Origin of the sequence: Sphingopyxis sp., from assembly GCF_035250425.1 — a bacterium.
GTDB lineage: Bacteria > Pseudomonadota > Alphaproteobacteria > Sphingomonadales > Sphingomonadaceae > Sphingopyxis.
In genome coordinates this window covers 1-21,642 of record NZ_DATFFD010000223.1, presented here as the reverse complement: position 1 = coordinate 21,642, position 21,642 = coordinate 1, and the positions used below count along the sequence as shown (strand labels likewise).

At 67.0% G+C, this 21,642-nt stretch carries 21 protein-coding genes; 11 read left to right on the top strand and 10 right to left on the bottom strand.

The window, feature by feature from the left end; translation table 11 throughout:
- On the bottom strand, nucleotides 1–716 hold a 716-nt coding region (locus tag VJ811_RS13375; protein WP_324073118.1), incomplete at its 3' end, for a zinc-ribbon domain-containing protein.
- A gap of 159 nt (nucleotides 717–875) precedes the next feature.
- Between VJ811_RS13375 and ftsE the strand changes: the two genes are divergently transcribed.
- The 4 genes from ftsE to VJ811_RS13355 are packed head-to-tail and all read left to right on the top strand — an operon-like array spanning nucleotide 876 to nucleotide 3,771.
- Entirely contained in the window at nucleotides 876–1,607 is a 732-nt protein-coding gene (ftsE, locus tag VJ811_RS13370) for a cell division ATP-binding protein FtsE (RefSeq protein ID WP_324073116.1), read from the top strand.
- A gap of 3 nt (nucleotides 1,608–1,610) precedes the next feature.
- On the top strand, nucleotides 1,611–2,516 hold the full coding sequence (locus VJ811_RS13365) for a cell division protein FtsX (protein ID WP_324073114.1): 906 nt from the start codon (nucleotides 1,611–1,613) through the stop codon (nucleotides 2,514–2,516).
- Nucleotides 2,513–3,043 (top strand): YdcF family protein, encoded by a 531-nt coding sequence (locus tag VJ811_RS13360; RefSeq protein WP_037514366.1) that lies wholly within the window; start codon nucleotides 2,513–2,515, stop codon nucleotides 3,041–3,043. Before VJ811_RS13365 ends, VJ811_RS13360 begins: the two co-directional genes overlap by 4 nt.
- A complete protein-coding gene (locus VJ811_RS13355; RefSeq protein WP_324073111.1) occupies nucleotides 3,040–3,771 on the top strand; it encodes a lysophospholipid acyltransferase family protein in 732 nt (243 codons plus the stop codon). The genes VJ811_RS13360 and VJ811_RS13355 overlap by 4 nt, the downstream gene beginning before the upstream one ends.
- A 98-nt stretch (nucleotides 3,772–3,869) precedes the next feature.
- Here VJ811_RS13355 and VJ811_RS13350 read toward each other — a convergent pair whose 3' ends face one another.
- Together VJ811_RS13350 and hisC are read right to left on the bottom strand one after the other, a co-directional pair.
- Nucleotides 3,870–4,775: a prephenate/arogenate dehydrogenase family protein gene (locus VJ811_RS13350; RefSeq protein WP_414711949.1), complete on the bottom strand. Its 906-nt coding sequence runs from the start codon at nucleotides 4,773–4,775 to the stop codon at nucleotides 3,870–3,872.
- The gene (gene hisC, locus VJ811_RS13345; RefSeq protein ID WP_324073105.1) at nucleotides 4,772–5,887 is read right to left on the bottom strand and encodes a histidinol-phosphate transaminase; all 1,116 of its coding nucleotides are present in this window, start codon (nucleotides 5,885–5,887) and stop codon (nucleotides 4,772–4,774) included. Before hisC ends, VJ811_RS13350 begins: the two co-directional genes overlap by 4 nt.
- A gap of 78 nt (nucleotides 5,888–5,965) precedes the next feature.
- Here hisC and metX point away from each other — a divergent pair, with 78 nt between their 5' ends.
- Together metX and metW are read left to right on the top strand one after the other, a co-directional pair.
- A complete protein-coding gene (gene metX, locus VJ811_RS13340) occupies nucleotides 5,966–7,084 on the top strand; it encodes a homoserine O-acetyltransferase MetX (RefSeq protein ID WP_324073103.1) in 1,119 nt (372 codons plus the stop codon).
- Nucleotides 7,081–7,680, top strand: a complete 600-nt coding sequence (gene metW / locus VJ811_RS13335) for a methionine biosynthesis protein MetW (RefSeq protein WP_324073101.1) — start codon at nucleotides 7,081–7,083, stop codon at nucleotides 7,678–7,680. Before metX ends, metW begins: the two co-directional genes overlap by 4 nt.
- 39 nt (nucleotides 7,681–7,719) lie before the next feature.
- Here the strand turns inward: metW and VJ811_RS13330 are convergent, their stop codons facing one another.
- Nucleotides 7,720–8,385: a TetR/AcrR family transcriptional regulator gene (locus VJ811_RS13330; protein WP_414711948.1), complete on the bottom strand. Its 666-nt coding sequence runs from the start codon at nucleotides 8,383–8,385 to the stop codon at nucleotides 7,720–7,722.
- A 260-nt stretch (nucleotides 8,386–8,645) separates the two neighbouring features.
- On the opposite strand from VJ811_RS13330, the gene VJ811_RS13325 reads away from it, so the two are divergent.
- Nucleotides 8,646–10,943: a TonB-dependent receptor gene (locus tag VJ811_RS13325; RefSeq protein WP_324073099.1), complete on the top strand. Its 2,298-nt coding sequence runs from the start codon at nucleotides 8,646–8,648 to the stop codon at nucleotides 10,941–10,943.
- A 35-nt stretch (nucleotides 10,944–10,978) separates the two neighbouring features.
- On the opposite strand, the gene VJ811_RS13320 is transcribed toward VJ811_RS13325, so the two are convergent.
- From VJ811_RS13320 to hemC, 5 genes are read right to left on the bottom strand one after another with little or no spacing between them, the layout of a single operon-like run.
- Nucleotides 10,979–12,100: a CaiB/BaiF CoA-transferase family protein gene (locus VJ811_RS13320; protein WP_324073097.1), complete on the bottom strand. Its 1,122-nt coding sequence runs from the start codon at nucleotides 12,098–12,100 to the stop codon at nucleotides 10,979–10,981.
- Nucleotides 12,093–13,295 carry an acyl-CoA dehydrogenase gene (locus tag VJ811_RS13315; protein ID WP_324073095.1) on the bottom strand — a complete coding sequence of 401 codons (1,203 nt, stop codon included), beginning with the start codon at nucleotides 13,293–13,295 and terminating at the stop codon, nucleotides 12,093–12,095. Before VJ811_RS13315 ends, VJ811_RS13320 begins: the two co-directional genes overlap by 8 nt.
- Nucleotides 13,296–13,344: 49 nt before the next feature.
- Complete coding sequence (locus VJ811_RS13310) at nucleotides 13,345–14,241, bottom strand: mitofilin family membrane protein (RefSeq protein ID WP_324073093.1); 897 nt, start codon at nucleotides 14,239–14,241, stop codon at nucleotides 13,345–13,347.
- Nucleotides 14,242–14,260: 19 nt separating this feature from the next.
- On the bottom strand, nucleotides 14,261–14,950 hold the full coding sequence (locus VJ811_RS13305) for a uroporphyrinogen-III synthase (protein ID WP_324073090.1): 690 nt from the start codon (nucleotides 14,948–14,950) through the stop codon (nucleotides 14,261–14,263).
- Complete coding sequence (gene hemC / locus VJ811_RS13300) at nucleotides 14,947–15,894, bottom strand: hydroxymethylbilane synthase (RefSeq protein WP_324073089.1); 948 nt, start codon at nucleotides 15,892–15,894, stop codon at nucleotides 14,947–14,949. Before hemC ends, VJ811_RS13305 begins: the two co-directional genes overlap by 4 nt.
- 268 nt (nucleotides 15,895–16,162) lie before the next feature.
- Here hemC and tsaD point away from each other — a divergent pair, with 268 nt between their 5' ends.
- The 3 genes from tsaD (at nucleotide 16,163) to VJ811_RS13285 (ending at nucleotide 19,807) form a co-directional block, all read left to right on the top strand.
- Nucleotides 16,163–17,197 carry a tRNA (adenosine(37)-N6)-threonylcarbamoyltransferase complex transferase subunit TsaD gene (tsaD, locus tag VJ811_RS13295; RefSeq protein WP_324073087.1) on the top strand — a complete coding sequence of 345 codons (1,035 nt, stop codon included), beginning with the start codon at nucleotides 16,163–16,165 and terminating at the stop codon, nucleotides 17,195–17,197.
- Nucleotides 17,194–18,204 carry an NAD(P)H-dependent glycerol-3-phosphate dehydrogenase gene (locus tag VJ811_RS13290; RefSeq protein WP_324073086.1) on the top strand — a complete coding sequence of 337 codons (1,011 nt, stop codon included), beginning with the start codon at nucleotides 17,194–17,196 and terminating at the stop codon, nucleotides 18,202–18,204. The genes tsaD and VJ811_RS13290 overlap by 4 nt, the downstream gene beginning before the upstream one ends.
- Nucleotides 18,205–18,280: 76 nt before the next feature.
- Nucleotides 18,281–19,807 carry a lipopolysaccharide biosynthesis protein gene (locus tag VJ811_RS13285; RefSeq protein ID WP_324073084.1) on the top strand — a complete coding sequence of 509 codons (1,527 nt, stop codon included), beginning with the start codon at nucleotides 18,281–18,283 and terminating at the stop codon, nucleotides 19,805–19,807.
- A 190-nt stretch (nucleotides 19,808–19,997) separates the two neighbouring features.
- On the opposite strand, the gene VJ811_RS13280 is transcribed toward VJ811_RS13285, so the two are convergent.
- Nucleotides 19,998–20,996, bottom strand: coding sequence for an adenosine kinase (locus VJ811_RS13280; protein ID WP_324073082.1), 999 nt, complete (start codon nucleotides 20,994–20,996; stop codon nucleotides 19,998–20,000).
- A gap of 109 nt (nucleotides 20,997–21,105) precedes the next feature.
- On the opposite strand from VJ811_RS13280, the gene VJ811_RS13275 reads away from it, so the two are divergent.
- The coding region (locus tag VJ811_RS13275) for an EI24 domain-containing protein (protein WP_324073080.1) at nucleotides 21,106–21,642 on the top strand (537 nt) is incomplete at its 3' end.

Genomic DNA, 21,642 nt, shown 5'->3' with positions numbered 1-21,642 from the left:
TCGCTGAAATTGACCTTTTCGTTGGGCGGCAGCATCCGCACCGGCGGCTTGATCGTCCAGCTATAGACGATCGTCCCCTGCGCATCGCGCAGCTCGGCGAGGATCGGCGGCACGCGCTGTTCGCGGTCGGTCGGGTTGATGATGACCCCCGATGCGGCGAAATAGATCGTCCCGTCGGCCAGCTCGCGATGATCCTGGTTCGGCGGCAGCTCGATCACCAGATCGGGCTCGTCGACCCCGCCCGGCAGACCCAGGCCCTGCGCCCAGCCCGGCAGGCCGAAATATAGGAGTCCCGCGGTCGCCGTGAGCATCAGCGCGGCCGCGCTCGCGGCGATGATCGTCCAGCGCTTCGCGGGATTGCGCCGCGGACGGCGGAATGGCAGCGGCGCATCGTCGATCACGGGCACGGCGCGCGGAGCCGGTTCGGTCGCAAAGCGCGGCGGAGCGGCGGGGGCGGGCGCCGGTTCGGGCTCGGGAAAATCCGAATAGGTGGCGGCTGGCCGCGGCGCCGCTTCGGGAGCAGGCGCCGGCGCAGGTGCAGCGGCGGGTTCCGGCGTGCGCGGAGCGGGCGCGGCCATGGCCTCTACCGGCGTGGCCGCAGGCTCCTGAAACCAGCTGTGGCGGCAATTGGCGCAGCGCACGGTACGCCCCGCGGGTCCGATCGCCGCATCGGGTACGACATAGCGCGTGTGACAGGACGGGCAGGCAAGGATCATGGGCTCCCTCTAAACACGCCGATTCGCGCGTTGCAAGCGCCGCGTGCCCACTCCCATCTTGTCCTCGGTGGATAGCCGTGCGAGATGCTGGCTGATGAGCGGACCAGCGCCCCTGTTCCTTGACCCGACGCAGGCGTGCCGTCACGCGCGGGCGACGCCATGACGGACGCCCCCCCGGCGCGGCCCGGCGGCGCGATGGTCGAATTCGACGGCGTCGGCCTCCGCTATGGTCCCGATGGCGAGGTTTTGAGCGACATCAGCTTCAACCTCCAGCCGGGCAGCTTCTATTTCCTCACCGGTCCATCGGGGGCGGGCAAGACCTCGCTACTCAAGATGCTCTATCTCGCGCAGCGGCCGAGCCGCGGCATTGTCCGCCTGTTCGGCGAAGATCTGGTCGCAATGCCGCGCCAGCGCCTGCCGGGCTTTCGCCGCCGCATCGGCGTCGTCTTCCAGGATTTCCGGCTGATTCCGCATCTGTCGGCGCGCGACAATATCGCGCTGCCGCTGCGTATCGCGGGGGTCAGCGAAGAGGATCTATCGGGTCCGGTCGGCGAAATGCTGAGCTGGATCGGGCTGGGCGATCGCGCCGAGGCGCGCCCCGCGACGCTGTCGGGCGGCGAGCAGCAGCGCGTCGCGATCGCGCGCGCGGTGATCGCGCGGCCGCAGCTGCTCGTTGCCGACGAACCGACGGGCAACGTCGATCCCGAAATGGCGATGCGCTTGCTGGGACTGTTCGAAGCGCTCAACCGCCTTGGCACCACCGTCGTCGTCGCGACCCACGACATCCACCTGATCAGCCGCATCGAAAATGCGCAGATGATGCGGCTCGAAAAAGGGCGGCTTTCCGACCCCACCGGCGCGCTGCGCTATCCCCCGGCGAACCGGACCTGATCGATGATCATCCCGCGCGTTCCCGTCCAGCATCGCCGCCTGCTTCCCGACCATCGGCTGTCGGGTCCGACGCCGTGGGTGATCGCGATCCTGATGATGCTCACCCTGCTCGCCGCCGCTGCCGGGGTCGGGCTCGCGCGATCGGCGAATGCGATCGGCGCCGCGATCGCCGGGCGTGTGACGGTCCAGATTGTCACCGCGAACCCGGTGACGCGCGCCGAGCAGGCCGCGGCGCTGCGCCGTGCCGCCGCCGCGCAGCCCTTCGTCCTCTCGGCGCGCTCGGTCGAACCGGAAGAGCTGCAGGCGACGCTCGGCCAATGGTTCGGCGCCGCCGAGGGCGACGACCCGGTGCTGAAATCGCTTCCCCTGCCCGCGCTCGTCGACATCGATTTCGTCGGCGATGATCGCACCGGTCCTATGCGCCAGTTGCAGGCGCTGGTCGCGCGCGAGGCGCCCGGCGCGCGGATCATCCCGCACGCCGAATGGCTGGGCCCCGTTGCGCGCCTGATCCGCTCGCTCGCGTGGATCGCCGGCGGGATGGTGCTGCTGATGACGCTCGCCAGCGCCGCGGTGGTGATCATGACCGCGCGCGCCGCGCTCGCGACGCATTTCCCGACGATCGAGATGCTCCACATGATCGGCGCGACCGACCGCCAGATTACGCGGCTGTTCCAGCGCCGCATCGCGATCGACACCGCTTATGGCATCGCGCTCGGCACCGCCGTCGCCGCCGCGCTCCTGCTGCTGATCGGCTGGCAATGGGCGGGCGTCACATCGGGACTCGCCGCGACCGCGTCGTTCGGCCCCGCGGGCTGGGCGCTCTTGCTGGCGCTGCCGCTATTGGCTATCGCGCTAGCCGCTCTCACGGCGCGGCAGACCCTGCTCGCCGCGCTCAAGAAGATTCTATGATCAAGCGCCTGATTTCCCTGTTGTTCCTGGCCTGGGTGCTCGGCTTCGCATGGTTCGCGCTGCTGCTGCCGCTGCCTGCCGATGCACAAAAGACCGACGCGATCGTCGTCCTCACCGGCGGCCCGGGACGCATCGACCGCGCGCTCGAGCGGCTCGAGGCGGGCGACGCCAAGCGCCTCCTCATCAGCGGCGTCGCGCGCGAGGTGAAGCCGCGCGAGCTCGCGGCCGCGTATAAACGCCCGGTCAGCCTGTTCGACTGCTGCATCGCGCTGGGGTTCGAGGCCGAGGACACGCGTTCGAACGCGACCGAGGTCGCGACCTGGGCGCAGCGGCGAAAATATAAGAGCATCCGGCTGATCACCACCGACTGGCATATGCGCCGCGCCGAATATGAAATCGGCCGCGCGGTCGGCGACAAGGTGACGATCCTGCCCGACGCAGTGCGCAGCCAGCCCAATTTCGCGACGCTGTTTCGCGAATATCATAAATATCTAGCCGGACTGGCGGGCGGGCTGCTCGGCCTGTGAGATACGCCATCGCCCTGTTCCGTTCGATCCTGTTCTGGATCGCCTTTTTCGTGATGAGCGCCATCTCGTCGATCGGCGGCGTGGTCGCGCTGCCGATCTCGCACCGCGGCACGATTTTCTTTGTCCGCATCTGGGCGCAGGCGCACCGGACCTTCTGCCGCTTCCTGCTCGGGCAGAAGATCGTCGTCGAGGGCGAGATGCCCGACATCCCGGTCCTCTATGTCTTCAAGCATGAATCGGCGTTCGAAACGGTCGAGCAACCAATGCTGTTCAAGCATCCGGCGGTGTTCGCGAAGGAAGAATTGTTCTCGATCCCCGTGTGGGGCCAGGCGGCGCATTTTTACGGCCTGATCCCCGTCGACCGCGACGGCGGAGGCAAGGCGATGCGCGCGATGCTCGGTGCCGCGAAGGCGGCGCTCGCGGCGGGCCGTCCGCTGGTGCTGTTCGCCGAGGGCACGCGCGTCCCGCACGGCGAAGCGCCGCCGCTCCGCCCCGGTTTTGCAGGCATGTACCGTCTGCTCAATATTCCGGTAATCCCGGTCGCGGTGAACAGCGGCCTCGCCTTTCCGCCGCGCCGCTGGGTCAAATGGCCGGGAACGATCACCTACAAGGTCGGCGAAACGATCCCCGCCGGGCTGCCGCGCGAGGAAGCCGAAGAGCGCGTGCGGGTCGCGATCAATGCGCTGAACCCGCCCGAAGCGTTGCTGGAAGCTAAGCAAACCAACTAATCCCGCTCGCATCGAGCGAAGTCGAGATGCCCCTCGGTCTGCGCTGTCCAGATGGGTGTCTCGACTTCGCTCGACACGAATGGAAAATTGAGATCCGGCTAGTGTTTGCGCCCGAAATCGGGCGCCGCGTCATCCTGCCCCTCGGCAATGATCGAGCGCCGGATCGCGCGCGTGCGGGTGAACCAGTCCTCGAGCTTGTCGGCATCGCCGCGGCGGATCGCCTGCTGGAGCACGGTCAGATCCTCGTTGAACCGCTGAAGCGTCGCGAGCACGGCATCCTTGTTCGCGAGGAAGACGTCGCGCCACATCACCGGGTCGCTCGCCGCGATGCGCGTGAAATCGCGGAAACCGCCCGCCGAATATTTGATCACCTCGCTCTCGGTGACTTCTTCGAGTTCGCTCGCGGTCCCGACGATCGTATAGGCGATGAGGTGCGGCAAATGGCTCGTCACCGCGAGCACCATATCGTGGTGCGCGGCATCCATGATATCGACCTTGGCGCCGAGCGCCTGCCAAAAGGACGTCACCGCCGTCACGGCGTCGCCGGACACACCCGCGCCCGGGGTGACGATGCACCAACGCCCCTCGAACAACGACGAAAAGCCCGCAGCCGGCCCGCTATTCTCGGTCCCCGCCACCGGATGCGCCGGAACGACGGCATGGCCGGGCAAAGCCTTTGCCAGCGCCGCGGCGACACCCGCCTTCGACGAACCAACGTCAGAAATGATTGCGTCGGGCTTGAGGCCCGGCGCGATCGCGACGGCCGCATCGGCCATCCGGCCCACCGGCACCGCGAGGATGACGAGGTCGGCATCGGCCACCGCGGCGACCGGGTCATCGACGATCACATCGCAAAGCCCGAGTTCGCACGCGATCTTGCGCACTTCTGCGCTGGCGTCATGGCCGGTCACCGCCACCTGCGGCAACCGCTCCTTGATCGCGCGCGCGATCGACGAGCCGATCAGGCCCAGCCCGACGATGGCGACGCCTTTTATCGCCATCAGCCGTTCAGCGCGGCGCGGATCGCCGCCGCGAGCCCGCGCGTTTCCTCTTCGGTGCCGATCGTCATGCGCAGCGCATTGGGCAGCCCCTGCCCTGGCAGCCAGCGGACGATATAGCCCGCCTCCATCAGCCGGTTATAGACGGTCTCGGCGCTCACATCGCCCTCGAACAGCACGAGCAGGAAATTGCACGCCGACGGCACGACGCGGACGCCATGATTGCCGAGGCTTTCAAGTTCCTGCGCCAGCCAAGCGCGCCACTGGGCATTATGCTCGCGGCTGTGCGTCACAAATTCCTCGTCGCCGAGCGCCGCGACCGCCGCCGCCTGCCCCGCGCGAGTCACGTTGAACGGCAGGCGGATGCGGTGCAGCGCCGAAATCACCTCGGCGGCGGCATAGCCCCAACCGATGCGTTCGGCGGCAAGCCCGTGGATCTTCGAGAAGGTGCGCGTGACGAATACATTCGGCTGCGTCTTGGCGAGTTCGAGCCCGCCATCATCTTCGGCCTCGGACAGATATTCGGAATAGGCCTGGTCGATCACGAACAATATATTCTTCGGCAGCCCGGCATAGAGGCGCGCGACTTCCTCACGCGTTGCAAGCGTCCCGGTCGGATTGTTCGGATTGGCGAGATAGACGACGCGCGTGTTGTCGGTCACCGCCGCGAGCAGCGCGTCGACGTCGGTCGCATAATCCTTGTCGTCGGCCTCGACCGGCACCGCGCCCACGCGGCGCGCCGCGATTTCATAGACCGCGAAGCCGTAGCGCACGTATAGAATCTCGTCGCCGACGCCGGCATAGGTGCCCGCCGCGAGGTGGAGCAATTCGTCGGATCCGTTGCCGCAGATAATCCGCGCCGGATCGAGCCCGAACTTCGCCGCGATCGTCTCGCGCAACTGGGCAGAACCTGGATCGGGATAGCGCGACAGCGCATCGGGCGCCGCCTGCGCCGCAGCGAAGGCCGCGCGCGCCTTTTCGCCTGTCCCGAGCGGATTTTCGTTCGCGCTCAATTTGATCAGCGGACGGCCGTCGGCGCCGGCCGACTTGCCGGGAACATAGGGAGCGATGCCGCTGATCCACGGCTTCGGAGTGAGAGTGGCGCTACGATCGGTCATGCCGCGCCGTTTAACGGCTGTGCGGCCCGAGTCCAGCACGTTGACAGCCGTCCCGCGCCCGCTTAGCCCCGCCGCATCATGGCGACCCGCTTGCAACCCGTCCAACATAACCAGATCGAACTGAACCGGCCGCTTGCGCTCGACAGCGGCGCGGCGCTCGCGCGGCCGACGATCGCGTTCGAAGCCTATGGCCCGCTCAACGCGGCGCGCAGCAATGTCATCCTCGTCTGTCACGCGCTGACGATGGATCAATATGTCGCCTCGACCCATCCGGTCACCGGCAAGCCCGGCTGGTGGAGCAAAGTCGTGCGGCCCGGCGGCGTGATCGACACCGACCGCTATCATGTCATTTGCGCCAACGTCATCGGCAGCTGTTTGGGGTCGAGCGGCCCTGCGAGCCTCGATCCGGCGACCGGCAAGCCCTTTGCCATGTCGTTCCCCGTGGTGACGATCGGCGACATGGTCCGCGCGCAGGCAATGCTGCTCGACCAGCTCGGCATCGAACGGCTTCATGCCGTCATCGGCGGATCGATGGGCGGAATGCAGGCGCTCGCCTGGGCCGCGCATTATCCGAACCGCGTCGAACGCGCGCTCATCATCGCCTCGGCCGCCCGCCATTCGGCGCAGAATATAGCGTTTCACGAAGTCGGCAGGCAGGCGATCATGGCCGACCCCGACTGGCAGGGCGGCGATTATTACGCGAGCGGACGGGTGCCGGTGAAGGGGCTCTCCGTCGCCCGCATGGCGGCGCACATCACCTATTTGTCCGAAGCCGGGCTCACCGAGAAATTCGGCCGCCAGCTTCAGGACCGCGAGGTCAAGACCTTCGGCTTCGACGCCGATTTCCAGATCGAATCCTATCTGCGCCACCAGGGGATCAGTTTCGTCGACCGTTTCGACGCCAACTCCTATCTCTATATCACCCGCGCGATGGACTATTTCGATCTGGCCGATCCGCACGGCGGCCGGCTCGCCGACGCGTTCCGCCATTCGCCGGTGCGCTTCGGTCTCGTCAGCTTCGATTCGGACTGGCTCTATCCGACCGCCGAATCGCGCCGCATCGTCCAAGCGCTGCACGGCGCAGGGGCGCAGGCGAGCTTCGTCGAACTGTCGAGCCCGTTCGGCCATGACGCGTTCCTGCTCGATTCGCCCGAGATGTGGCGCCTGATGGCGGGCTTTATCGAGGCGGGGCTGTGAGCGCTCCGATCCTTCGCCCCGACCTTGCCCTGATTGCGGCACAAGTTCCCACCGGAGCGCGCGTACTCGACGTCGGCTGCGGCGACGGCACGCTGATGGCCGCGCTGCGCGACACCAAGGCAACGGACGTTCGCGGATTGGAGATCGATCCCGCCAATGTCGCGGCCGCGATGGAACTGGGCCTCGCGGTGGTTCAGGGCGACGCCGACCGCGACCTCGCCGATTATCCCGACGACAGTTTCGACATCGCCATATTGTCGCAGACGCTGCAAACCTCGCACCGCCCCGATCGCGTCATCGACCAATTGCTGCGCATCGCGCCGCGCGCTTTCGTCAGCTTTCCCAATTTCGCGCATTGGCGCGTCCGGCTCGCGCTCATGTGGAATGGCCGGATGCCGGTGACGCGGCTGCTGCCCGTCGCCTGGTACGAAACGCCGAATATCCACCATGTCACGGTCAGCGATTTTCGCGTCCTGCTGCGCGATAAGGGAATCCGCGTCGAGGCGGCCTGGTATCTGTCGGGCGACCGGCCGACGAGCGACGCTGCGGCCAGCTGGCGCGCCGAACATGCGATCTTCCTGATTTCGCGCAATTAGATCCTCCCCATGGCCTGCGGCCCAGGGAGGATCGTCCGGCTAATCCCGCTTCTTCAACCCATTCGCGAGCAGGTCATTGGCGATGCGCGCAATTTCCGCGATGTCGCTCTCTTCGTCCCACAATCCGTAACGCATCCCCAGGAACACGTTCATCCCGCCGATTGCCCACGCGTGGACCTCGCTGACGTCATCACGGATTTCGCCGCGTGCCGCGCCATTCTCCAGCCGCTGACGCACGCGCGCGACGGTCGTTTCATAATGGCGGCGATAGCTCGCATAATCGACGAACTCCGCCTCATCGATGATGCGGTAAATCTCCTTATGCTCGCGCACGAAGCCCAGATAGGATTCGAGCCCGATGCGTTCGGCGCTGATCTCGTCGGGCGCGGCCTGCACCAACGGCGTCACATGATCGCGTAGCTGCTCGCTCATATAGCGGACGAGCGCCTGGAAGATTTCCTCCTTCGAATCGAAATAAGTGTAGAAACTGCCGAGCGCAGTTCCGGCGCGGCGTGTGATCGCGCTGATCGACGCTTCATGAAATCCGCGCTCGCCGAATTCGATCGCCGCCGCATCAAGCAGTTTGCGCAGCGTCCGCCGCCCGCGCTCGGTGCGCGGCGTCTTGTCGCGCGCGTCGCCCGCGGCCTGTTCGGTTTCGGCCTGCCCCATTTCGGCCCGTCCCGTTTCGCTCTGCGGCTGATCCATGACTGCCTTTCCGTCGCCCCTCCGTCCGGCTCTCCCTGCATCGTGGCATTTCCGCACCACTGGCAAGCAAAAAACGACGGAGCCATATTCCAAGTTGAAACTTGGTTCATGTTTCATTATTGAATGCGGCGCGGCTTGGCAAGCACCAGCCCAAGAAAAGCAAACAGGGTGGCGAGGGGTCACCCGCCACATGGGAGAGTCATATGCGTCCTTTCGCCCGCCCGCTGCGTCGTGCCATCCTTGCCACCAGCGCGCTTTCCATGATCGCCTTCGCTCCCGCCGCATTCGCGCAGGAAGCGGGCGCGACCGACGCCGGCGATAATGAGATCATCGTGACGGCCCGCCGTCGCGACGAACGCCTGATCGACGTGCCCGTCGCGATCACCGCTTTTTCGGGCGAGGCGCTGGCAAAGGCCGGGGCGCTCGACATCACCGACGTCGCCCAGACGACCCCGAACACGACGCTCGAAGTTTCGCGCGGCACGAACTCGACGCTCAGCGCCTTCATCCGCGGCGTCGGCCAGCAGGATCCGGTGTCGGGCTTCGAACAGGGCGTCGGCATCTATCTCGACGACGTCTATCTCAACCGGCCGCAAGCCGCGGTGCTCGACATCTACGACGTCGAACGCATCGAGATCCTGCGCGGACCGCAAGGCACGCTGTACGGCCGCAACACCATCGGCGGTGCGGTCAAATATGTGACCAAGCAGTTGCCCGAAGAATTCTCGCTCAAGATCAAGGGCACGCTCGGCACCTATGATCAGGCCGACCTTGTCGTGACCGCCAGCGCGCCGATCGGCGACCTGCTGCGCGTCGGCGGATCGGTTGCGCGCCTGTCGCGCGGCGGCTTCGGCGACAATCTCACGACGGGGCGCGAAAACTACAACAAGGACGTCTGGGCCGGCCGCGGCACCGTCGAACTCGGCGGCTATGGCGCGCCGGTGCTGATCCGCATCTCGGGCGACTATTCGAAGGACAAGAGCGATCCGCGCGGCGGCCACCGCCTGATCCCGTCGCTGCTGACGAACGCCCCCGTGCTCGATGATGTGTTCGACAGCCGCGGCGGTCTCAACGATCCCAAGCAGGAGATCGAGGCCTACGGCCTCGCGATGAACGTCACCGCCGAATTGACCGATACGGTCACGCTGCGGTCGATCAGTGCCTGGCGCAAGGACACGTCGGCGACCCCGATCGACTTCGACGCGCTGCCCGGCGTCGACATCGACGTCCCCGGCTTCTATTTCAACGAGCAGATCAGCCAGGAATTCCAGCTGCTGTATGAAGGCGACAAGCTGAAAGGCCTGCTCGGTTTCTATTATCTCGACGCGACCGCCGACACGCTGTTCGACGTCCGTATCTTCAACAACTTGGCCGGCCTGACCGCCTTTACCGAGGCCGATGTCGACACCCAGACCTTCGCGGTGTTTGGCGACTTCACCTATGATTTCAGCGAACAGCTCAGCCTGTCGGTCGGCGGCCGCTACACATGGGACGAACGCGAAGCGTCGATCCTGCGCCAGAATTACCTTGGCGGTGGGTCGCCGGTGTTCGGCGGCGCGGGCGTCGCCTTTGGCGCCCCGGGCACCAATTTCGACGGCAAGCGGAGCTTCAACAAATTCACCCCGCGCGCCTCGCTGTCGTTCAAGCCGACCCCCGACCATAATTTCTACGCCAGCTATTCGCAGGGCTTCAAGGGCGGCGGCTTCGACCCGCGCGGCGTCGGGGTCAATGCGCCGGCCGCCATTCCGGGCCGCCCGACCGATGCCGAAGTCGCCGCCTTCCTGAGCTTCCGCCCCGAAAAGGTCGAAAGCTACGAGGTCGGCTACAAGGGCAGCCTGATGGACGGCGCGGTCAACGTCGCGCTCGCCGCTTTCTATGCCGATTACACCGACGTCCAGATCCCGGGCTCGGTCGCCTGTACCGTCAGCGGCCTGCCGAGCTTCTGCGGTGTCGTGTCGAACGCGGGCAAGGCGACCTTCAAGGGCGTCGAATTCGAAGGTCGCGCCCGGCTCGGCGAGGATCTGGCGGCCGCGGGCGACCGGCTGACGCTGTCGACCGCGCTCGGCTTTATCGACGCCGACTATAAGGAATATATCTCGAACATCCTCGTCGGCGGGGTCAACACGCCGACCGACGTCTCCGACTTTCGCGAGGTGCAGAACACACCAAAATGGACCGCAAGCGGCACCATCGCCTACTCGACCCCGATCGGCGACGGCGACCTCAGCTTCGGCACGACCTTGTCGTATCGCAGCAAGACCTATCAGTTCGAAATCCCGAACCCCTATATCGACCAGAAGGGCTTCGCGCTGTGGGATGCCAGCCTCGTCTACACCGCGCCCGACGATCGCTGGAGCCTCGGCGTGTTCGGCAAGAATCTGACGAACAAGGAATATAAGACCTCGGGCTATACCTTCGTGAACGTCAACCCGACGACGGGCGCGATCATTCCGGGTCCCGGCGGCCTGCCGACATCGGCGCTCGGCCGCGAGGGCACGCTGACCGCCTTCTACGGCAATCCGCGCCAGGTCTTCGTGACCGGCACCGTGAAGTTCTAGGAAAGTCGTCGCCCCTGCGAAGGCAGGGGCGACAATCATTCCGCGAGCGGTGGCGCGCCTTTGGGGGCTGCCATCCGCTCGCCGTCAATGACGATCGGGCTGGCGAGCCCATCGACACTGGCGCCGTCGGGGCGGAAACGCATCCCGCGTGCCTGAACCTGCGGATCGGCGAAGACCCCCGCAAGATCGTTGATCGGCCCCGCCGGAACCCCTTCGGCCTCGAGCGCCAGCGATAGCGATTGTGCTTCCCATGCGGCGATCTTCGCCGCGAGAAGCGGGATCAATTCGCCGCGGTTCGCGAGCCGCGCGGCATTGGTCACGAAACGCGGATCGCCGGCCCAGCCTGGCTCGCCCAGGATCATACATAATTTACGAAACTGGCCGTCGTTGCCGACCGCGATCACCAACTGCCCATCGGCGGTCGCGAACGCCTGATAGGGCACGACATTGGCATGGCCATTTCCCATCCGCCGCGGGGAAACGCCGCTCGCGAGATAATTGGCCGCCTGATTGGCGAGCACCCCGACCTGGCAATCGAGCAGCGCCATATCGATATGCGCGCCACTTCCCGTGGCGTCACGCCGCCGCAGCGCCGCGAGAATCGCCACGGCCGAATATAGGCCGGTGAAGATGTCGGCATAGGCGATTCCCGCCTTTTGCGGCGCGCCATCGGGCTCGCCGGTCAGCGACATCGCGCCGCCCATCGCCTGGATGATGAAATCATAGCCAGCACGATGCGCATAGGGTCCGGTCTGCCCGAAGCCCGTGATCGAGCAGACGATCAGGCGCGGAAAATCGGCACACAGCGTCGCCGGATCGAGGCCATATTTGGCGAGCCCGCCGACCTTGTAATTCTCGATCACCACATCGGCGCCGGCGATCAGCGCGCGAACCGCGGCTTGCCCTTCCGCGGTCGCGATATCGATCGCCACGCCCGTCTTGCCGCGGTTGGTGCTGTGATAATAGGCCGCGCCGAGATTATCGCCGCTCTCATCCATGATGAACGGCGGCCCCCAGCTGCGCGTATCGTCGCCGATCCCCGGCCGCTCGACCTTCATCACCTCGGCACCCAGATCGGCAAGCAATTGCCCGCACCACGGCCCCGCGAGCACCCGCGCCAGTTCGACGACGCGGATGCCTTCCAAGGGCTTAGGCAAAGGCGCTGATGCCGGTGATCGCGCGGCCGAGAATCAGCGCATGGACGTCGTGCGTCCCCTCATAGGTGTTCACCGTCTCGAGGTTCACCGCATGGCGGATCACATGATAATCGGCCGAAATTCCGTTGCCGCCGTGCATATCGCGCGCGACGCGCGCGATATCGAGCGCTTTGCCGCAATTGTTACGCTTGAGCAGGCTGATCGCATCGGGAATCAGACGCCCTTCGTCGATCAGCCGGCCGACGCGCAGCGCGGTCTGGAGCCCCAATGCGATTTCGGTGAGCATGTTCGCGAGCTTCAGCTGCACGATCTGGTTCGCCGCGAGCGGGCGCCCGAACTGCTTGCGTTCGCCGGTATAATTGCGCGCCGCCTCATAGCAGAATTCGGCCGCGCCCATCGCGCCCCAGCCGATGCCGTAACGCGCGCGGTTGAGGCAGCCGAACGGACCCTTGAGCCCCGACACATGCGGCAACAGCGCATCCTCGCCGACCTCGACCGAATCCATAACGATCTCGCCGGTGACCGAGGCACGCAAGCTGACCTTGCCCTCGATCTTCGGCGCCGAAAGCCCCTTCATGCCCTTTTCGAGCACAAAGCCGCGAATCGCGCCGTCATGCGCCTCCGACTTCGCCCACACCACAAAAACGTCGGCAATCGGCGAATTGGTGATCCACATCTTCGCGCCCCTGAGGCGATACCCGCCCTCGATCTTTTCGGCGCGGGTGCGCATGCCGCCGGGATCGCTGCCGGCATCGGGCTCGGTCAGCCCGAAACAGCCGACGAGTTCGCCCGACGTGAGTCCGGGCAGGAACTTCCGCTTCTGCTCCTCGCTGCCATAAGCGTTGATCGGATGGATCACGAGCGAGCTCTGCACCGAACAAGCCGAGCGATAACCCGAATCGATCCGCTCCACCTCGCGCGCGATCAGCCCGTAGCTGACGTAATTGAGCCCCGCGCCGCCATATTCGGGATCGATCGTCGCACCGAGCAGGCCTAACGATCCCATTTCGGACATGATCTCGCGGTCGAAGCGTTCGTCTAGGAACGCTGAGGTCACGCGCGGCAACAGCGCATCGGTCGCATAGGACCGCGCGGTGTCGCGCACCATCCGCTCCTCTTCACTCAGCTCCGCGTCGAGCTGGAGGGGATCGAGCGGGTCGAGCGCTTCGATGCGCTGCGGATCGGCGAGGGCCATGGAACGGGCTTTCTCTAAAGGGGCGGGCAGCCCTTTGGAGGATTGCGCGCTACGGGGTCGGTTCGGCCGTTTTGCGGGCCATCGCGGCAGCGGGGCTGTCGCGCGGCTCCAATATCGCCGCGGTCTCGATCAGGTCAAGCGCACGCCGAGCCTCATGATACCGCCGCGCATCGATCACCCACTCGCTCGCGACCTCCGACCCGGGCATCGCCTCGACCTCGGCGATGGCGAGGTCGGCCTGCCCGGCCGCGAGATAGCGCCGGGCGCGGTCGAGCCGTTCGGAGGCGCGCGGCGACTGGGTTCCTGCGGCGCGCACCACGAACAATTCGCCGAGTTCGCGGCGAAGCCCGGTCCACAAGCTGCCGCCTCCGTCGCCGCCGCGCCCGACAAGCTGCGGCGCCATCGCATCGAGTTCGGCGCGCAACTGTTCGAGCGTCACCGGTTCGCGCGACGTATCGATGATCGTCTTGACGGCATTCGGCTGGTCGTCACCGAAACGCAATCGCAGTTGCGCGTCGAGATAACCGAGCGACAGCCCGCGATCGAGCGCGCGCCGCACCGCAAAGGCGACGAGCAATCCCTCGGCGCGCGACGCGTTGCCCGACGCCGATTCGGCCTCGAGCGTGATCCGCGACAGGCGCTGTTCGAGTTCGGCGACGCGCGCCGCGAGCGCGTTGGCGCCGTCGATCGGCGCAACCATCAGCGGCGGCGCATTGGCCCCGCTTTTCGCGGCGAGCGAATTGGCGGCCCCGGCGGGCGCCGCGACCATTTTTGCCGCCGGTGGTACATTATTGCCCGTCAGCCAGCGATTCACCGTCCATCCGCCGCCGGCGATACCGATCAGGAGCAGCAGGAAGGCACCGATGGCGAGAGCGCGAAACGATAGTCCCCTTTCGGGTACTACCTCGTCCGCCGACGAGGACGTGTCGATGCTGTCGATTGCCATGTTTCTCTTTCGAACGACCCTATTTTGCACCCTTGTGCCACAAAGCACGCGCTTGTGCCAATATTGCGACATCGTCGGGATGTCTCGCAACGGCCAGATCGCGCCAGCCGTCGCCAGCCGAGGCGGCCGCTGCCGGACTGATCGCGACGAGCGAAAGGTGCGCGCGCGCGCCGCCGACGAGCTGCGCAATTCGCTGTGCGGCGCGCGGCGAATGCGCGAGCAGTATTGCGGGGGCGGCGATCAGCGCGTTCCATTCGGCTGGCACCGGGGCGGCGTCGACGGCATAACAGGGCAGCGCCGTAATCGCCGCGCCCCGTGTCTCGAATTCCGACCGGTCGCGGCCGCAAAGCCATAGAATATCATGGATATTTTCTGACGTCATATCGTCAAGAAGCCGCTGCGCGCCCGATGATCCGGTCGTCGCCACCGCCAGGCCCGCGGCCTCGGCCGCCCGCGCGGTGGCGGCTCCAACGGCATAGACGGGGAGCGCCGCCAGCCCGGCCAGCCCCCGCCCCGCCAGTCTTGCGGCAAAGGCGCTGGTCAGCAGCAGCGCGTCGAAATCTCCGGGAGCCGGGGGGCGCCAATCGATCGCGCGCGCGGCGAAAAGCGGCATCGCGCGAGCGTCGAACCCCATCGCCCTCGCCCGCTCCACCGTCGCTGCGTTGCCCGGTTCGGGCCGCGTCACGATCAGCGGCGGGCTTGTCGTCATACCGCGAACAGCCGCCGGACGCTGCCGGGCGCTTCCTCAAGCAACCGGCGCGCCAACGCCCCCGCGGCCGCATCATCGGTAATGATGACATGCCCCGCCGCATGGTCGGCGCCGTCTTCGGAGAAAATCTCGGCGTCGAGGCGCAGCGCGCCATCGTCCTGCCACCGCGCATGCGCCGCGACGGGCGAGCGGCAGTCGCCGCCGAGCGCCGCCAGAAACACGCGCTCGGCCGCGACTGCGCGATGCGTCGGAGCATGATCGATCGCCGACAGCAGCGCGCGCGTCGCCGCGTCGTCGGCGCGGCATTCGATGCCAATCGCGCCCTGCGACGCCGCGGGAAGCAGCAGGCCCGCCTCCTGCACCAAACCGACGTCGTGCATCCCCAGCCGCTCGAGCCCCGCCGCCGCGAGCAAGGTCGCATCGGCATCGCCCGCGGCAATCTTCACGAGCCGCGTCGCGACATTGCCGCGCAGCAGCACCGTTTCGAGGTCGGGGCGGATCCGCTTGACCTGCGCCGCGCGGCGCGGGCTGCTCGTCCCGAGCCGCGCGCCTTGCGGCAGATCGGCGATCGTCGCCGCCGCGATCCCTTCGCGCACCACCAGCCGGTCGCGCGGGTCGGCGCGTTCGAGCATCGCGCCGAGGAAAAAGCGCGCGTCGCGGATCGTTTCGACATCCTTCAGCGAATGGACCGCGATATCGATCACCCCGGCATCGAGCGCCGCATCGAGTTCGCGCGTCCACAACGCTTTCCCGCCAACCTCGGCGAGCGCGCGGTCCTGAATCCGGTCGCCCGTCGCGGTCATCGGTACGATTTCGAGCGCCGACATGGTGATGCCATGGCTGGCAATCAGCGCCGCAGCCGCCATATGGGCCTGAGCCATTGCGAGCGGCGAGGCCCGCGTGCCGATGCGCAACGGGTTTTCGGGGGTTGGGAGGTTGATCATCGCCCTGCTGCTAATGCCTATAGCCGCGAAAAGGAAGATAAGGGATTTCGCGCAGAGGCGCAGAGGGCGCAGAGAGAACCTGTTCGCGCAGAGACGCAGGGGATTCAGATTGGCGGCTTCGCCGCCCTTCCTTTATTTCTCTTCTTTGCGCTCTCGGTGCCTCTGCGCGAAAATCTTCCGGCACTGTCCTGCTCGCCTCCGCAACAAGGTGCCCCTGTTGACCCACCGCTTGCCCTGCCATCATAGCAGCGAGTATGGGCGCAAGAGCATGTCTCTCATCCTCGGCCTTGAATCGAGCTGCGACGAAACCGCGGCAGCGCTCGTCGACAGCGAACGGCGCATTCTGGCGCACCGCGTCGCGGGACAAGAGGCCGAGCACAGCCCCTATGGCGGCGTCGTTCCCGAGATCGCGGCGCGCGCGCATGTCGACCGGCTCGCGCCGATTGTCGAAGGCGTGCTCGCCGACGCGGGCGTATCGCTCGCCGATGTCGATGCGATCGCCGCGACCGCCGGGCCGGGGCTGATCGGCGGCGTGATGGTCGGGCTCGTCACCGGCAAGGCGCTCGCCCACGCGGCGAACAAACCGCTGATCGCGGTCAACCATCTCGAAGGCCATGCGCTCAGCCCGCGCCTCGTCGAACCCGGCCTCGCCTTCCCCTATCTGCTGCTGCTCGTCTCGGGCGGCCATTGCCAGTTGCTGCTGGTGAAGGGCGTCGGCGATTACCGTCGCCTCGCGACGACGATCGACGATGCCGCGGGCGAAGCCTTCGACAAGACCGCGAAGCTGCTCGGGCTCGGCTATCCTGGCGGTCCCGCTGTCGAGCGCATCGCGAAGGAAGGCAATCCCCACATGGTGCCGCTGCCGCGGCCGCTCGTCGGCAGCGCCGAGCCGCATTTTTCCTTCGCCGGGCTCAAGAGCGCCGTCGCGCGGGCGGCCGCATCGGGCGCGCACAGCGTCCCCGACCTCGCCGCCTCGTTCCAGCAGGCGGTCGTCGACTGTCTCGTCGACCGCAGTCGCATCGCGCTAGCCGCCTGCCCCGATGCGACCGCCTTCGTCGTCGCGGGCGGGGTCGCCGCCAATGGCGCGATCCGCAGCGCATTGACCGGTCTCGCGGCGCGCTTCGACAAGCCTTTCATCGCGCCGCCGCTCTGGCTCTGCACCGACAATGGCGCGATGATCGCCTGGGCGGGCACCGAGCGTTTCGCGGTCGGCCTCACCGACCCGCTCGATACCGCCGCGCGCCCGCGCTGGCCGCTCGACCCCAAAGCCGAAGCCGTGCGCGGCGCCGGAGTAAAAGCATGACAGGTGAAAGCATGACGCCACGCTTTACCCGGTTCGGCGTGATCGGGGGCGGCGCATGGGGCACTGCGCTGGCGCAGCTTCTCGCCGCCGATGGCGCGCCGGTGCGTCTGTGGGCGCGCGAAGGGGACGTCGTTGCGGCGATCAACGCCGAACACCGCAATCCGGTTTTCCTGCCCGGTGCCGCGCTCTCGCCCTCGCTGACCGCGACCGGAAACTTCACCGACATGGCCGATCTCGATGCGCTGCTCGTCGTCGTCCCCGTGCCTTTCCTGCGCACGGTGCTCGCCAAGCTGCCGCCGGGCGACGCGCCGCTGATCTTTTGCAGCAAGGGCATGGAAGCGGGCAGCTTCGCCTTCCCGATCGACATCGCGCGCGATCTGGCACCGTCGCGCCCGCATGCCGTGCTCTCCGGCCCCACGTTCGCGCACGAAGTCGCCGCCGGACTGCCAACCGCGATCACCCTCGCCGCCGCCGATGCCGATCTCGCGGCCGGGATCGCGCAGGCGCTCGCGCGCCCGCATTTCCGCCCCTATGTGTCGACCGACGTGATCGGCGCCGAGATCGGCGGCGCGGTCAAGAATATCCTCGCGATCGCGTGCGGTATCGTCGACGGCGCCGGGCTCGGGCTCAACGCGCGAGCCGCGCTCATCAGCCGCGGTTTCGCCGAAATGACGCGTTTCGGGCTGGCGCGCGGCGCGCAGGCCGAAACGCTCGCGGGCCTCGCGGGGCTCGGCGACCTCGTCCTCACCTGCACCTCCTCCAACTCGCGCAACTTCGCGCTGGGTCAGGGGCTGGGGCGCGGCGAAGCCGCCGAAACGCTGATGGCCGACCGGCGCACCGTCGCCGAAGGCGCGTTCAGCGCGCCGGTGGTGGCGGCCGCCGCGCGCGCCGACGGCATCGACATGCCGATCACCGACACGGTGGCGCGCCTCGTTGCCGGCGAAACGCGCGTCGCCGACGCCATTCAGGCGCTGCTCAGCCGTCCGCTGCGATCCGAAGGACGATGATTTTTTTCCGGCAATTGCCTGCACTCCCCGGCCGCGCTAGACTGCACTTCGGGGAGCAGCAGAAGGGGCGGCAGGCTTGAGCCAGACGGACAGCGCAGCCGCGCCCCCTTCGCCGGACGTTCCCTCTGGGGACGCGGATACCGCCGCGCTCGCCAAGGGCGGACGCACCAATTTCTTCGGCTTCATCCTGCGCCTCGTCGCGCGCCTGCCCTTCCTTTATGTCGCGGGCCGCTGGTACGGGCCCGAGGCGGTCGGGCGTTTCGCTTTCGCCGTGCTCGTCATCGAACTCGTCGCACAGCTCGCGACGCTCGGCCTCAAGCGCGGCCTCGCCGAACAGCTCAGCGCCCCCGGGGCCGATCAGCGCACCGTCGTATGGGACGGCATGTTCGTCGCCTTTGTCGCGTCGGCCGCCGGGTCGTTGCTGCTGGTGCTGCTGCCGCAGCTAATGTTCCCGTCGGGCGGCATCGACAGCGCCGATCGCTGGATGGCGCTGCTCGTCTTCGCGATCGCGGGCACCGATATCGCGCTCGCCGCCTGCGCCTATAAATTCGACGTCGGCGCCACCGTTCGCGCGCGCGCGGTGGTCGAACCGTGGGTGATCAGCATCGCCGCCGCGGGATTCTTCTTCGTATCGAAGCGCGACGGGTTGATGCTCTCCTACGCCGCCGCGATGCTCGGCGCCTTTCTAACCGCGCTGATCCCGATGCTGCGCCATTATGGCGGGCCGCGCGGGTGGCAACCGCATCCCGCGCATTTGATCGCAGTTGCGCGGCGCAACGCGCCGCTTGCCGCCGCCGACGCGATCGAATGGGGCACCCGGCGCCTCGACCTCTTCATTCTCGGCCAGTTCACCTCGCCGACGATCTACGGCATCTATTATATGGCGCAGCAGGTCGCCTCGCTGCCGCAGAAATTGAAGACCAGCTTCGAACCGATCCTCGGCCCCGTCATCACGCGTAACCTCGCCGAAAAGCGGCTTGCCGCCGTGGCGGCGCAGGTGAGCCAGGTCGGTTTCTGGATCATCGCCGCGCAGGCCGGCGTCGCGCTCGCGCTCGGCATTCCGGGCGAGGCGGTGATGGGGCTCGTCGGCCCCGAATTCGTCAGCGGCACCGCTGCGCTCGCCTTCCTGCTCGCCGCCGAAGTCGTCGCCGCGACCGCGGTCGTCAGCGAAGCCGCGCTCGTCTATGTCGCGCGCCACCGCAATCTGCTCATCAGCATCGCGACGCTCGCGCTGCAGGCGGGGCTCAGCGTTGCGCTGATTCTGATCGCCAAATCGATGGGCCTGCCGCCGATCACTTACGCCGGCGCCGTTGCGCTCGCGCTGATGCTCGCACTCGGATTCGCCTCGCTGGTGAAGGCGCGCCTGCTCGCGCGCATCCTCGGCGCGCCGGTGAACAGCCTGCGCTGGGCGCTGGTCTGGGCGACGGCGGGGGCAACCATCCTCGGCTATGGCGCGACGCAGCTTCCCGAATGGGCCGAGCTCCTGATCGGCGTGCCCTTCATCCTCGGCATCTATGGCTGGCTGATCTGGACGCGCGGCTTCGGCCCGGCGGATCGGGAACTGTTCAGGAAGCACCCCGAGGCGGCAGAAACCGCCGGCTGAACCGAAGGGCGCCTTTGGGGTGGTGAGCGGACTTAAATATCCTCCCTGCGGCGAAGCCGTGGGGAGGGGGAGTGCTGGTGGAGGGGTGACAACCTCGCGTCAAAACCCCTCCGTCAGCGCTCCGCGCTGCCACCTCCCCATCGCTGCGCGACAGGGAGGATCTTATGGCAGCTTCCGGTCGTTAGCCGCCTTATCCCAGCCGTTCCGCCACCTTGGCCTTGAGGTCGGTTTGCGCGCGCGGGCCGACCTGCGCGATGATCTCGCGCGCGCAGACCGCGCCCATCGTCAAGCAATCGACCATCGAACGCCCTTCGGCATGGCCGGCAAGGAAACCGGCAGCGAAGAGGTCGCCCGCGCCGGTGGTGTCGACCACCTCGTCGATCGGCTCGGCGCCGACCTCGGTGCGCGTGCCGCCGGTCAGCGCGAGCGCGCCGTGCGAGCCGCGCGTAACGACGAGCAACGGCACCTGCACCGCAACCGCAGCGACGGCGGCTTCGAAATCGTCGGTTTCGGCGAGCGCGCGGATTTCGACCTCGTTCGCGAACAGGATATCGAACAGCCCCTCGGCGATCAGCTTGCGGAAATCGGCGCCGTGACGGTCGATGATGAATGCGTCGGACAGCGTGAAGGCGACCTTGCGCCCCGCCGCGCGCGACACATCGATCGCGCGCCGCATCGCCGCGCGCGACAGCTCGGGATCCCACAAATAGCCTTCGAGATAGAGGATCTCCGAATCGGCGATCCACGCTTCGTCGATCATCGATTGTTCGAGCAGATGGCTCGCACCGAGGAAGGTGTTCATCGTGCGCTGGCCGTCGGGGGTGACGAGGATCAGGCAGCGCGCGGTCGGCGCGCCTTCGCTGAGCGGCGGGGTTTCATAAGCGACGCCGAGCGCACGCAGGTCGTGCGTGAAAACATGGCCGAGCTGATCGTCGGCGACCTGGCCGATAAAGCTGCAACGCTGGCCGAGCGCGGCCATTCCCGCCAATGTATTGGCGGCCGAACCGCCCGACATTTCGATCGCGGGTCCCATTGCCGCGTAAAGGCGTTCGGCCTCTTCGCCGTCGATCAGCCGCATGGACCCCTTGGTCAGACCTTCGGCTGCGATCAGCGCATCGTCGGCGCGGGCGATGACATCGACAATGGCGTTGCCGATGGCGACAACGTCGAAACGGGCGGTGGAGGCCATGAAAAATCCTGTGATGCGTGGAAAAAGCTGCCGCGCGCCTTAGGCGGCGGCGGACGCCAAGGCAAGCTTAACGCTTGACCCGTGCGCGCGCGCCCACCATCCCCGGACGATGGCCCGCACCGTTCATGCTTTCCTGCTCGCGCTAAGGGACTTGCCGCAGCCCCGCGTGATGCGTGTTCTGGCGCAAAGCCTCGCGCTCACGCTCCTGCTCCTTGCCGTCGCGGGCGCCGCGATCTTTTTCGGGGCGCGCTGGGCGCTTGGGCACTGGCGATGGCTCGACGAAACGCAGCTCGACATGGCCGGTATCCTGGTCATCCTTGCCATCATCGCGGGAAGCTGGCTGCTCTTCCGCGCCGTTGCGATCGTCGTCGTGGGCCTCTTCGCCGACGGCATCGTCGCCGATGTCGAGGGGCGCCATTATCCCGCCGCGGCGGCGCGCGCCGTCGATGTCGGCTGGCGGCAAAATATCCGCCTCGCGCTCGCCTCGCTCGTCCGGCTGATCGGCGGCAATCTGCTCGCGCTGCCCGTCTATATCCTGCTGCTCGTCACCGGGATCGGCACGCCGATCTTCGCGCTTTTCGTCAACGCATTGCTCCTCGGCCGCGACCTCGAGGCGATGGTGCTGGCGCGCCATCCCGATCGCCCG

Bases quoted from the DNA above. Each gene is read 5' to 3' on its own strand.
- ftsE (WP_324073116.1), top strand. From the start codon at position 876: ATGACGGACGCCCCCCCGGCGCGGCCCGGCGGCGCGATGGTCGAATTC.
- VJ811_RS13330 (WP_414711948.1), bottom strand. From the start codon at position 8,385: ATGGATCAGCCGCAGAGCGAAACGGGACGGGCCGAAATGGGGCAGGCC.
- VJ811_RS13325 (WP_324073099.1), top strand. From the start codon at position 8,646: ATGATCGCCTTCGCTCCCGCCGCATTCGCGCAGGAAGCGGGCGCGACC.
- VJ811_RS13360 (WP_037514366.1), top strand. From the start codon at position 2,513: ATGATCAAGCGCCTGATTTCCCTGTTGTTCCTGGCCTGGGTGCTCGGC.
- VJ811_RS13315 (WP_324073095.1), bottom strand. From the start codon at position 13,295: ATGGCCCTCGCCGATCCGCAGCGCATCGAAGCGCTCGACCCGCTCGAT.
- hisC (WP_324073105.1), bottom strand. From the start codon at position 5,887: ATGACCGATCGTAGCGCCACTCTCACTCCGAAGCCGTGGATCAGCGGC.
- VJ811_RS13280 (WP_324073082.1), bottom strand. From the start codon at position 20,996: ATGGCCTCCACCGCCCGTTTCGACGTTGTCGCCATCGGCAACGCCATT.
- VJ811_RS13290 (WP_324073086.1), top strand. From the start codon at position 17,194: ATGACAGGTGAAAGCATGACGCCACGCTTTACCCGGTTCGGCGTGATC.
- VJ811_RS13310 (WP_324073093.1), bottom strand. From the start codon at position 14,241: ATGGCAATCGACAGCATCGACACGTCCTCGTCGGCGGACGAGGTAGTA.
- metX (WP_324073103.1), top strand. From the start codon at position 5,966: ATGGCGACCCGCTTGCAACCCGTCCAACATAACCAGATCGAACTGAAC.
- hemC (WP_324073089.1), bottom strand. From the start codon at position 15,894: ATGATCAACCTCCCAACCCCCGAAAACCCGTTGCGCATCGGCACGCGG.
- tsaD (WP_324073087.1), top strand. From the start codon at position 16,163: ATGTCTCTCATCCTCGGCCTTGAATCGAGCTGCGACGAAACCGCGGCA.
- VJ811_RS13305 (WP_324073090.1), bottom strand. From the start codon at position 14,950: ATGACGACAAGCCCGCCGCTGATCGTGACGCGGCCCGAACCGGGCAAC.
- VJ811_RS13365 (WP_324073114.1), top strand. From the start codon at position 1,611: ATGATCATCCCGCGCGTTCCCGTCCAGCATCGCCGCCTGCTTCCCGAC.